Source organism: Bacillus pretiosus, assembly GCF_052947655.1.
Genome location: NZ_JBRFUV010000002.1, coordinates 221,591 through 235,280 on the forward strand (window position 1 = coordinate 221,591; position 13,690 = coordinate 235,280).

Sequence of the window (13,690 nt, forward strand, 5' to 3'; positions counted from 1 at the left end):
TTACACATACTATTAACGGAATGGTTGAATCATTGTCATTGAAAATGTTCAGCGCTTCCGCTCCTTAAGAGAACAGTCTACGCAACTGTTCTCTTTCCTATTTCCTTTTTTCACACATATAATATGACAAGCATTATTAACTCCGCTACAATTAATAGCATCTCAACATTCTCAACGTTTCCTCAACAATTTCACAATATTTTTCATGGACAACAGCACACTTTCTCAACAGGTTTAATATCTTAATATTAAATACTGAAAGGAGATGTTGAAAAATGACTTGGTTCATTATTTTAGGATTTATGCTTATTTTAATAATAAGCGGTTTTCATGCACATAGTATTCATATCATTTTCAAAATAGGTTCAGATACAAAAGCTGTGCCAAGTTGGTCTTTCGTAAATAAAATAAACTTCCAAACATTAAAAGAATTAATAAAAGGACTAAATAAGGATAAACTTAAAATCCTTACAATAGGAGAACTTGTTATTCCTTTAAGTTTCTTTAATAGATTATTTAGCAAAACATTAATTTTTCTATTCCTATTCTTTTACTCTCAATATTTAAACTAACGTAATATGAGATGAGTTAAAGAATAGCAATCACTACGCGTAGCAAGCCAACAATCGATTGCCTATAATGAACTGACCCTGAAGAATTAAACAAAAAATTAAGCGGCTGTTTGAATGTGAGTCCGGTATTGTACTGGACTCATTCCTTTTAAGTGTAATTTGATTTTTTTGCGATTGTAATGACCTCAATAATTATCTAGTACTATCTTAATATGTTATATACTTTCGAATTTTGTAAGATAAATTACTCTTGCTTTGTCTTGTTCTGTAATTCCATCTCTTTTTGAAGGAAGGCCTTTAACTTTTTTAAGTAATCAATTTCCATACATAAACATTCATTTTCATCTTTTAATGCCTCTATAGCCTCTTCAATAGCTGCATTATCTAACTTCGATCTTGTATTTGTAATTCCCATAGCTGGATCCCCTTTCTTCTTTTATATAGGAAATCCATGTCTTTTAAATCATATATTCCCCTTCATCTACGAACTATTTCAATGAATTCCTTAACAAAAACGATTCATTTATTTCCTTTGTTTTTAATCTATTTCTAAACATTTCAGATATACTCTTTGATAAATCCCGCTATATTCATTCCATATTTTTCTCTCCAAAACGAACCGTAGTACATATTATCTACAACATATTTATAGGTTTTAATAGTATTTTTAACAAAATCTTCTTACATTTAAATAGACATACCACTTTAATCTATCAACTCCACCTATATTGATAAATATGAAAAAACAAATTTATTTGACATTTCGATGACTTATAACAGGAAAATATATACATTAAATGAAACCTGATATATCTTTAATTTGTAAGTTGTAGTTAGTTGGCCAACTTTCCATACAATTTAATAATTTAAAATATGGGGGATCTAAAATGAATCAAGTATTAAGAAAAAGTAAGAAAAAAATGATGTATCTAGTTGGTTCACTTCTAATTTCTCTATCAATGTTTTCAACTACTAGTTTTGCAGCTACAGAAGGTGCTGTAAAAAGTGTTACAAATAGTACCTATACCGGGATTGCAGCTGATATAAATCTACCAAAATCAGTTGTTGTTAAAGATGGGTATGTGAATTGGTATTTAGGTATTGGAGCATCTAAAGTTGAGGGTGGTATTTCCAAAACACCAAGTGGATATAAAGTATTTCTAAATTCAGGATATAATGAATCAGGTCAAAACAGTAAATATTGGAACACACAGTTTGATGCGTCAATTAAAGATGGTGATCGAGTAAATCTTAAAATAGTTAATAACGGAAATGGTACGGTTACTATGTATGTAAATGGAAACCCTAGATATGCAAATCAGCCAGTATATGGCTCATTTTCTCAATATGAACCAGTAAAAATGGTTCAGGGGGTTGAAGATACTGGACGTAATACTTTTAGCCAAGCTAGCTTTTCAAATGTACTTCTAAGAGCAGATACATCTGGGTCTACCTACAAAAGCTGGAACAGTTCAATTTCTTCCTCATTTTCAAGACACGGTACTTATGGTAACAATTTCACAGTTTATTCTCAAGTACCATTAAACGCAAGTTTACGCTAAATGTGTTATTTGAATAATAATGTTTTTGAAAAAAAGTAGTTGCACTTGCGACTACTTTTTTTATAGGGTCCATTGTAATAGATATTCGCGCCAATATAAATACCATCTTTCAACTTTTTCAAAAAACAAGCTGTTTATTTAAATGTTATGTACAAAAAAACGTAGAAATATTTAATTCCTACGTTTTTATAGGTTAATCAATTAATTCATTTACTATTACAATTCAAAGTTATACTTCGTTTGATAAGCCACTAAGTAAAAATAATACTCCGAAAAAATAACCCCAACTGGCTTTACACATATATCTCTTGAAAAAATAAGAAACCACCCATTTGGATGGGCTCTAAATTTACTAGTTTTAATATTTTTCTGCTACTAAAATATAATCAAAGTTATTATCTTCATTCCCTCTTACCGATGAACTTACTTCAATATAATAGTCTTCCCATTCTTCTGCTTCAAAGACGATTTTTTCCATATCATTAGAAAGGTTCAAAGATTTTTTAATTATTTTACCTTTCGAATTTCGTACAAATAGATCAAAATCATTATCATCATGCATTCCCTGCAAAGTAACTTCAACTTTCATGGTATTACTTGGGGAAAATCTAAAGATATCTATACCGTCTTTATCGTCTAAATTTAAATTGCCATAAACCACACAATCATACCCCAAATCTAATCTATTGGCTGTTTCAAGTGTATTATTTGGCTTCGTATCTCTAAATTCTTTCTGTTTTCTAGCAGCATCTACAAAATTTGTAGTACTAAACACAAGTGTTACGGTTCCTAATAATATAATCCCTAATTGTTTTAAATTCATTTTCCTCATCCCCTCTTTATTTTTTGTCTTTATTACGAAATCATATACCTATATTTTACTATTGATAAAATCTGTTTATCTTTATTTACTTTACAATCATTTTATAAATGTTTTCTAAGAGTCAAAGTTTTCGAGTCGGTATGTTAAAATTTGTTTCCCCATCTTTTAGAGCTCTAAAAAAACAGGTGGATTCAGCGGATTAATTTGCAATAAAAAATAGACAGTCATGATGGCCTATTTCGTCTTTTTTAAATGTATTAAATGGCTAGTATTTCCCTCTTAATCCATCGATTTCTCCACTCTTCTCCTAAACATTCCCTCAAACGGATAATATAAACTTTTATAATTTTCCACTGTTTAATTAGGAAATTCATATGTTGACCATTTACGCCTAGGATTTTTCTTTCCCCATTTCGCACGACGGTTCCTTTTTACTCTACGGTAACAATTTCAAACATACACATCTTTCGTTCCATTTGAATAATAAATTACTAAATTAAGATTTATCGTTATGCAAAATTACATTTCAATTTTAGTTGATAATAATTCTCGTTGTAACTATAATGATTACATGTTGGGTGATATAAGAAAGTTATTTACGAATTAAACCTAACTGCGCATTTAACTACAACCGGAATGGAGATGTTATAAGGTATGAAAAAAATCATTTTAGCTGGTGCATTAGGAATTGCAGCTCTTGCAGGCACAAATCTACCAGGATTAGAAGTAACAAAAGCAAGTGCAGCTTCTATCGAGTCAAATTTATCAACAATTGAAGGGCGTGTAATTGAGGTTACTGATAATGTTATCTCTGTTGAATCAACAAAGTATTCAGAGCCTATTAGTATTTATTTCAACTCTACACCAAATGTAAAAGTTGGTGATCAAATAAAAGCTACTGGTGCAATGATGCGTAATTTTACGGACTATATGGTTGCAGAGTCAATTGAAAAGGTTCAAGGTACTGATACATTACACCAGGGAAGTTATTTAAAACATGTTTTTGCATACGAATATGAAATAGGACATGTTACAAAAGTAGATAAGTTTAAATTTGGAATAGAAGAATATATTTATGTAATTGTTCAATATACTGGAAATGACGGAAGTAAACGTAATGTTACAGTTTATTTGACACACGGGCAGAAATTTAATGTAGGTGAAAAGGTTAAAGTTCATATGGCGAACGCTGAAAGAAGTAATGAGTGGTCGATAACAGATGAGATTGAAAAAGTTAATGATTCTCAAGCATTAACTGGTGATCGATGGATTTGGTCTTAATATAAAATTGTATTTTTTCTCTTATTGAAAAGAATTATTTGTCTTGGTTAATTTCTTCTGTTAGTAATATGAAGAATTGAAATATTATCCAACCAACTAAATGTATAAACCTTTTAATCGAAAAGAACTTGTAGATAAAACTACAAGTTCTTTTTACTTTTCCAAAAAACAAGCAAAAGTAAACAAATATTCAAAACTTCATATTTATAAACCAATCTGTTCAAAATCGATTGTATATTCTATAGCGATATTGGTTCTTTAATGGTTGGTAAAAACTCGATACTCATAGCATAATTTAATAACAAATTGATATACTCTTGATTTGGCTCTAAACAATGTATATTCTTCAAATATCCTTGCGTGTATAAACAAGATGGTATAGCTACTGATAACTCTTCTACAGATTCTAATAAAGGCATTATGAGCTCTAAAGCTTTCTGTTCATCAGTAGTTAGATTCGTATTAAAAAACTTCTCTATATACTTCTCTTGTTTCATTAGCAGGATATCGTATCCAAAAGATTGTAAACTATTAATAAATTGATACCATTTAAGCTGATTTGGATTACAGATATGCATGGTTTTATTTACTGTATTGGCCTTATAAGATAATTCAGTAATAGCTAAACTTCCATAATCTACAGGCGTTAAATCTACATACGTATTGACGTCAGGAGCTATGCTAGATAGGCATATCCCTTTTAATAATCTATAAAATGCGTTTTCATTAATATTGTATTGAAATTTACCTGTTTTAGAGTTACCCACTAAATTCCCCACACGGTATATCGTGGCACGAACTCCTTTTTCCATTGCTTCTCTGACCATTTTCTCGCCTTGAAACTTACTTTCTAGGTACAGATTATCTAAATTTTGCCCTCTATCAAAATTAGACTCAAAGAATTCAAATTCTTTTGGATCGCTTTCAGCCTGACCTACTACACTTAAAGTCGATATATAATGAAAACGTGCATTTGTGTTCTTAGCTAATTCCAATAAGTATTTTGTAGACTGAACATTTACCTTTTGAAAATGCTCACGTTCTCCATAGTGTCTAACTTCTCCACCACAATGTATGATTGACTCTACCTTATTCTTTAAATGGTCCAATTGCTTTGAATCTAGACCTAGATTCATCAAAGATAAATCTCCTTCAATTAATTCTACTCTCTCCTCTAACTTTTGAAGGATTTCTTTACCGAAATAAAACTCCATTCTTTCTTTTAACTTTGCACCAATTACTTGATTCTCATTTTTTCTTACTAAACAGTATATAGTCGTAGATGGCAACTGTAATAACCGTTCTAAAATATGTGCCCCTAAATATCCTGTTGCCCCTGTAAGAAAAACTGCTTTTGGATAATTCACCATATCTAACTCACATTCTTCTAATTTAGTTGTTTCATAAACAGGAGTCGTTTTCGTTTCATTTTCCATACGAGCTACATTCATATTTTTCTCTTTCTTGAACGACATATCTTCCATCTCTTCAATATGAGAGGCTAATTTTTCTATTGTTCTATACTTAAAGAAATCTTGAATTTTCAAGTTAGGGTATAACGGTTTTAATTTGACTAATGCCGGCATAACTTTTAAAGAATGTCCACCCAAATTAAAGAAATCATCTTTTAAACCTATAGATTTTATGTTTAGAACTTCAGACCATACTTTTGCAATGTTTTTTTGCACTTTAGTTTGAGGTTTAAGTTTGCACTCATCGTTTTGCTCATAATCAAACTCTATTTTGGGCAGCTTTTCAAAATCAATTTTCCCGTTCGCCGTTATTGGTATTTCTAACACATGAGAGTAATATTTAGGGACCATATATTCTGGCAATACATTTGATAAATGTATTGCTAACTTATTTTTCTCTATCCCTATACCGTCCACTGTTTTATAATAAGCTTGCAGTAACATTCCATCTTTCGTTTGTGTTACCACAGCCTGATTTATCCCCTCAAATTGTAATATTGCATCTTCTATCTCCCCTAGTTCAATTCTGTGCCCTCTAATTTTAACCTGCTTATCTTTTCTTCCCATAAATTCTATATTTCCATTTGATAACCACTTTGCTAAATCACCTGTTCGGTATAACCTTTTACTGTTATCTTCTGAAAATGGATTTGCAATAAATGCCTGTTTTGTTTTTTCTTCCTGCTTCCAATACCCTTGGGCTAATCCTAAACTCTCAATATATAATTCGCCAATGCCCCCTACCGGACAATGTTGCATATATGAGTTCAATATGTAAACCTTTGTGTTAGAAATTGGAATGCCAATCGGTATACTACCTAAAATGTTATTTTCGCATTCTAAGTCTGGTATGAAATAATACATCGCTGAAACAGTTGCTTCCGTAGGACCATACTCATTTACCAGTTGTACTTGGTTTTTAAAAGTATTTTGCCAACTCCTAATAGCATTTGTTGATGCGGCTTCCCCTCCCATTATCATAAATCTTAACGAACGTATCTTTTCACTATCCAGTTTATTTAATGAAGTCGATAGTTCATTAAAAAATACTGTTGGTAAATCAGAAATAGTTGCTTGTATTTCTTGGACAGCTTGGGCATATGCTGCAGTTGAATAGCGCTGTTCATCACTTAATACATATAGTTCCGCCCCATTTAACAAAGTAGAAAAAATTTCCGATACAGAAGAATCAAAACTATGGGAATAAAACTGTGTTACTTTATCATTTGGTGAAATATGAAATACTTCATTTCTCCATTCAACTAAATTTAATACTCCTTTATGAGTTAATAATGTACCTTTTGGTTTGCCTGTTGATCCTGAAGTATAAATTACATAGGCCAAGTCATCTGGTTTATTTAAAATTTTCACATCACCATTTATTGTCGTACAATATATATCCTCTATTATTGAAACGTTATAACTACTTGAATTCAAATGATTTTTGTATTTGTAATTCGTTATAATTCTACATGCCTCGCTGTCACTTACTATATAATTTATTCTATCCTCAGGGTATTTAACATCGATTGGTATATAGGCAGCACCGGCTTTTAATATTCCAATCATAGAAACGATACTACTCATACTTCTATCTAAAAATATGGCTACCTTGTCACCTTTTTTTATACCTTTATCAAGCAAATGTTGCGCTACTTGATTAGAACTCCTATTTAATTGCCTATATGTTAAAGACTCTGTTTCAGTCGCTATAGCAATCCGATTTGATTGTGTTTCTACTTGCTTATAGAATTGCTCCTGTATATTTTGAAAATAAGGATACGGTCTTTCTGTATGATTTACCTTTCTATATAGAGATTCCTCTTCCAGTGATAGGAATGAAAGATTCTCATATGCCACTGTTCTTTGATGAATAAATGCGTCCAGTATATTAAGTAAATTTTGAGTAAACCTATTAATTGACTCTTCCTTGAAAAGATTAATATTATACTCAAATGAAATCTCTACATAATCCGATCCTTCTTCAACAGCTAAAGAAATGTCAAACTTACTAACATCTTGTTTATTAGGTAACAATTGAAGCTTGTACGCATCATGTTGTTGCAAAATATCTTTCTGGTAACTAAACATAGTAGAAAAGATCGGGTTATTTCCAAAGCTTCTATCCGGATTTATTTGCTCAATTACTTTATCAAATGGGTATGATTGGTTTTGGAAAGAATTCAAACATTTTTCTCTCACTACTTGTAATAGCTGTTTTAAATTTTTTACATCATTTAATTGTGTTCTAATAGCTAAAGTATTTACAAAAAATCCTTGTATTTGTTCAAATTCTTGATAATTCCTTCCAACAACCGGTGTACCTACAATAATATCTTTTTGATCCGTTAGATAATGTAACAATTGAATATACGCTGCCAAAAATAGCATATACATAGAAACATTCTCTTGTTCACATACTTGTTTCAAAGACTCTTTCATTTCATTATCTAACTTCATTTCAAATACTGTACCCTTATTTGTACTTTGACGATTCCCACTAAAATCTAAAGGAAGATTTAATATAGGAAGAGGTGCTGCAAGTTCGGCCATCCAATAAGATTTTTCTGTATCCCACCGACCTAATTTTAACTGCTCCTGTTCCCACTCAACATAATCTACATATCGATTAGAAATAGTTGGCAACTCAGGATTTCTTCGTTTAGCAAAGGCACTATATACCTTCATTAATTCATCTAATAAATTCCTTACACTCCACTCATCAGTAATAATGTGATGTAAATTGATATATAAATAGGATTTTTTCTTATCAAGATTAAAAATTCTAATCCGGAAAAGCGGTCCATTTTCCAAATCAAATGGTGTATGATCCGTTTGATTTATTGTTCTACGTATATATTCTTGTTGTTCCTTTTTAGCCATCTGTTCAATCTCATGGTGTATCAGGTCAATCGCTATTGATTTTAATATGACTTGTCTAGGCTCCCCATTTTTTTCAATAAACACTGTGCGGAGCATCTCGTGTCGTTCAACTAAAAACCTTATGGCGTCCTGTAAAATATCTTTTTTCAAACTCGGCTCAATATATATGTGTAGTGGTGTATCGTATACTCTATTAATAGCGTTTGATTTATTTAAAAACCAGATTCTTTTTTGAGCACTTGATAACTGATAACTTTCCTTATCTGCAACTTTTAATATTTGCATCTTCTGTTCTTCTCTATCATGATTTGCTTCCATTAATTTATCGATGTAAGCAGATAGACTAGCAATTGTTGTATGCTCAAAAATATCTCTAATTTCTATTTTCAAATGAAACTTTTTTTGAATTTGATTTAATACTTGCACAGCAATTAGTGAATGTCCCCCAAGTTTAAAAAAGTCGTCATCTCTACTGATTCTATATTTCCCTAAATTTAAAATCTCTGACCATGTTTTTGCCAACCTTTTTTCTGTGCCACTTATTGGTGGTATATATTGATTTTGCATATTTTCAAGTAAAGATGGGATTTGTAATTCTAATTTTTTTCTATCAACCTTACCACTTGGTGATAATGGAAATGTTTTAAGATGAAATATATAATTTGGCATCATAAAATCTGGTAATCTTTCACTTAAGAATGTTTTTAAGTTCTCTTGTTTTATCTCTGTATTGTCTTTTGATACATAAAAGCTAGCAATTTTGTCATTTTGATAAGTTACTACTACTGCATCTTTTACCTCTGGGTGTTTAAATAATGCTCTTTCTATTTCATCAAGCTCAATTCGATACCCACGTAGTTTTACTTGATTATCTTTCCTTCCGATAAATTCTAAGTTTCCATTTGGTAAAAGACGTACTAAGTCCCCAGTATGATATATTTTTTTATTGCGATTATATGATTTTTCGAAAGAAATAAATGCCTCTTCTGTTTTTTTCTTTTGATTTATATATCCTTTAGCAACCCCATCACCACTAATGAATAATTCACCTACTACTCCTGACGGACATAACGTGTTGAACGGACTGACCACGAAAACTTTACTATTAGCAATTGGTTTACCTATTGGGATATTAGAAGTTTCTTCTTTTATCTCATGATTTACTTCATAAATGGTTGTACATACAGTAGCTTCAGTAGGACCATATGCGTTAAGAATTGGAATCTTTAACCCTACTTTACTTTGCCATTTACGAACTGATTCAGCAGGTATGGTTTCCCCTCCCACAAATACACATTTTAAGGAATTTAATTTAAGCAACATTTCTTTAGGCATATCAGCTATTAATTTAAAAAATGCAGTTGGTAAAAGAACAAATGTAATACCATTCTTGTTAATTACATTTATAAATTCTTCTGCAGAACGTTTTTCCATTTCAGAAATTACATGCATTCTTCCTCCGCATAACAAAATCGGAAACATTTCCATAATGGAGGCATCAAAAATCATTGTTGCAAATTGTAAAAATACATCATTTTTGTCTAAATTAAATTGATTCATTAATGAATATGATAAATTAATTACTCCTCTATGTGGTACAACTACTCCTTTTGGTAAACCTGTTGAACCTGACGTATAGATAATATACGCAGCATCTTCTATGGTATGTGTAGGCGCAATATTTTCTATAGAATTAGCGTAATGAAAATCTTCTAGATAAATTGTATGAATCGCAAAACTTTCAACCAATCTCCTGTATTCTTTCTTCGTAATAATCATTTGACTTTCGCTATCTTTTAAGATGTATTCTATTCTTTTTTCAGGAAACTTTGGATCGATTGGTACATAAACTCCACCTGATTTTAGTATACCTAGAATGCATACAATTGTATCGATCTCTCTCACCATAGTAATACTTACACGCTGTCCCTTTTTTATATCATTTTCACGTAAATAATTCGCAATTTGATTTGACCTTTGCTGCAATTCATAATAGGTAATCGATTTATCCCCCATTGAAATCGCTATTTGATTTGGCGATTTTAATGCTTGTAGATCAATTAATTGATCTAATGTTTTTAAATTAGGATATGCAAGAGTATTTGAGTTTATATCTTTGTATAAACGATGATCCTTTTTTAAAAGTAAATCCAATGAATGGATAGGTTCGTTCACATTCTTCATTAGTTTTTGTAACAAATATATATATCTTTCAACTAAATCATTCATACTATCTGGTTTATATAATGCTGAATTATAGTCAACCTCAATTTTATTCTCTGTTTCCCCTTCATATCTCATTATTCTCCAGGTCATGTTAAAAGGATTTACTCTTTTACAATCTGTTAAAACTGTGGACTCAATATCGGGAATTTTCAATTGAGGTATCCTTACCGTATTAAATGCTGTTGAATAAATCATATTATGATGTGTATTATTATTTAGATTTAAATCTCTTACTATATGTGAATATGGATTATGTTTATACTTAATAGCCAAATGAACAGATTTATTCACCTTGTTAAGTATTCCCTTAAATGTATCACCTTTTTCTATTGTTATACGTATAGGTAATGTATTAACAAAATAACCAAAAGCATTCCCTTCTTCCGTTTGTGGTCTAGTATTAATTGGAATACCTACAATAATTTCTTCAGCATTTGTCATTTGATGAAGCAAGGCACAATAAGTACTTAACATAACCCGATAGACACTTATGTTATTTCTTTTAGCAAAACATTGTATTTGATAAAATAGATCGGCATCAATATTCTTGCTTATATTTTTGTTCGTATACATCGGTTCATTCATTTTATTAATAGTAGCAGGAAACTCTGTAGGAGGTAATTCACCTTGTAAATAATCTTTCCAATAGGATGATCCTTCTATATATATTGCACTGTCAATAAAACCTTCCTCAAATTCTACAAGGCTCTTATAAGGAGATTCTAATACCAAACCTGTATTTTCTTGAAGTAATTCACAATACGTATGAGACAATTGTTGGATAAAAATTCCTAAACTACATCCATCATAAATAATGTGATGAAAAATCATATGTAAAATAAATTCATCTTCACAAAATTTAATGATGTGGAATTTAAACAAAGGTCCCTCTTCTAAACTAAATTTCTCATTCACTATAGAGTCTAAAAATTTTTTAAAAATAGATTTTTGTTCTGTGTTTTTAAAAGCAGTTAAATCCTTAATTGGTATATCAAAGTCTATACTCTTTTGAATGAATTGTTTAATTTTTTCGTCCCTCTTAATAAATAGTGTACGTAGCGCCGGGTGAGATTGCACTATTAAAGTAAGCGCTTTCTTAAGGGTATCTATTTGAAGATTTCCTTTTAGCTTTATTATGTTAGCTTCATTGTTCATAGCATTTTCTAATTCCATTTGATGAGCTATCCATAATGCTTCTTGCCCTACTGTTGCATCCAATTCTTCTACAATTTCATATTGCTTTTGTATTTCCTTCATATGAATTTCTCCTTTTATAAATATTTCAAAACGGATAATATTTACAATTACAACTATATGTACACATTCTGCGATTTGTAAATGTATATTTTCCGACTAAATTCAACATTTATTTCGCTTATTGCATAGTTATTGAAATGATGAATAAAATTCATATTTATACCGTGAAAGTTCATACTTTTATTCAATTTAAGCATAAAAAACCATTTTACTAATAATTCCAATTACTTTTTATAAAGTAATCTCATATATATTTATTAAAATATATACTCTAATTTACACCCCGAAACCAAATTCAAGAATATTCCAACTGGTCACTATGTATATTTCTAATAATATACACTGAAAAGGAGGAGTCCGTATAAAATGGAATATAGATTATTAGGTAAAACGGGATTAATAGTTTCAGAGATAGGATTCGGCTCTTGGGCAATTGGTGGAGATGAATGGGGAGCAGTAAAAGATAATGAATCCATTGATGCAATCAATAAAGCAATTGACCTAGGGGTTAATTTTATTGACACTGCTGATGTTTATGGACTAGGTCATAGTGAAACACTAGTTGCAAAAGCTATACATAAACGTAGGCAGGATATCATTCTTTCTACAAAAGGTGGATTAATTGGTCATCATTATGACCCCAATCAGGCAGCCGTTTATGGAGATCCTAAAAAGATCATTGATGCGTTTGATGCTAGTTTACTACGGCTTAAAACGGATTATATAGATGTGTACTTTTGTCATATTTGGTGGGATAAACCTGAAGAAACAGAAGCTTTTCTACAAGCTTTCCAAACCTTAAAAAAATCTGGCAAAGTGAGATCAGTTGGTGTTTCTACTAATGATTTAGATTATATTAAACATTTTAATCAGAATGATGATTTAGATGTTGTACAATTCGATTATAGTATTTTAAATAAAGAACCTGAAAAAGACATCCTTCCTTATATTGAAAAACATAATTTAGGTGCTGTGATAAGAGGTCCACTTAAGATGGGGATTTTAACAGGGAAATTTAATCATGAAACCAAATTTCCAGACGATGATTTAAGAAAAGATTGGCCCCAAGAAAAGTGGTTTAAAGATAGCTTAAACAAAGTAGAGAAATTAGGTTCACTTGTACGATCAAATCGAAGTCTAGCGCAAATTGCCTTACGTTATGTTTTAAGCCACCCAGCCGTTTCAGTTGCGATTCCTGGTGCAAAAAATTCTAATCAAGTTGAAGAAAACTCTTCACACTTAACTCGCCCATTATTATTAGATAATGAAATTGAATTCATTAAAAAGCTTTAATCAAATAATTATTCTTTCATAAAAAATTATGCTGATTTTACTACCAAATCCATACCATTACTTCTTCTCCACTAGAACATATCTTTAACACTTCTACCCTATTTTTTCTCTTTTCCCAACAATATCTACAGTTTATAAGGTAGTTGAGCTCTTATATTCAACTACCTTATAATAGTTCTACATTATATTAAAATAGCTACTACATTAGTTGAATACACGCTAGGGCATCATGCAAACTAAATAAACAATTAATTCAGAAATATTTTTAGAAACTTCATTATCTCACAATTACTATTTTTAAAATAAATCAAAAAATTTTTC

Annotated in this window: 7 protein-coding genes; 4 read left to right on the forward strand and 3 right to left on the reverse strand. The window is 30.6% G+C overall.

What is annotated here, in order from left to right:
- Positions 1-275: 275 nt before the first annotated feature.
- Complete coding sequence (locus tag ACU8YW_RS28270; RefSeq protein WP_000219733.1) at positions 276-572, forward strand: hypothetical protein; 297 nt, start codon at positions 276-278, stop codon at positions 570-572.
- Between the two features lie 244 nt (positions 573-816).
- Here ACU8YW_RS28270 and ACU8YW_RS28280 read toward each other — a convergent pair whose 3' ends face one another.
- Positions 817-987, reverse strand: coding sequence for a hypothetical protein (locus ACU8YW_RS28280; protein ID WP_166689422.1), 171 nt, complete (start codon positions 985-987; stop codon positions 817-819).
- A 472-nt stretch (positions 988-1,459) separates the two neighbouring features.
- Between ACU8YW_RS28280 and ACU8YW_RS28285 the strand changes: the two genes are divergently transcribed.
- The gene (locus ACU8YW_RS28285; RefSeq protein WP_097815243.1) at positions 1,460-2,134 is read left to right on the forward strand and encodes a hypothetical protein; all 675 of its coding nucleotides are present in this window, start codon (positions 1,460-1,462) and stop codon (positions 2,132-2,134) included.
- A gap of 358 nt (positions 2,135-2,492) precedes the next feature.
- On the opposite strand, the gene ACU8YW_RS28290 is transcribed toward ACU8YW_RS28285, so the two are convergent.
- A complete protein-coding gene (locus tag ACU8YW_RS28290) occupies positions 2,493-2,957 on the reverse strand; it encodes a hypothetical protein (RefSeq protein ID WP_446894119.1) in 465 nt (154 codons plus the stop codon).
- Positions 2,958-3,611: 654 nt separating this feature from the next.
- Between ACU8YW_RS28290 and ACU8YW_RS28295 the strand changes: the two genes are divergently transcribed.
- A complete protein-coding gene (locus ACU8YW_RS28295) occupies positions 3,612-4,238 on the forward strand; it encodes a hypothetical protein (RefSeq protein WP_262720393.1) in 627 nt (208 codons plus the stop codon).
- 239 nt (positions 4,239-4,477) lie between these two features.
- Here the strand turns inward: ACU8YW_RS28295 and ACU8YW_RS28300 are convergent, their stop codons facing one another.
- Positions 4,478-12,076, reverse strand: a complete 7,599-nt coding sequence (locus ACU8YW_RS28300) for a non-ribosomal peptide synthetase (protein WP_446894120.1) — start codon at positions 12,074-12,076, stop codon at positions 4,478-4,480.
- Positions 12,077-12,442: 366 nt separating this feature from the next.
- Here ACU8YW_RS28300 and ACU8YW_RS28305 point away from each other — a divergent pair, with 366 nt between their 5' ends.
- On the forward strand, positions 12,443-13,369 hold the full coding sequence (locus ACU8YW_RS28305) for an aldo/keto reductase (RefSeq protein ID WP_088063443.1): 927 nt from the start codon (positions 12,443-12,445) through the stop codon (positions 13,367-13,369).
- Positions 13,370-13,690: the final 321 nt, after the last annotated feature.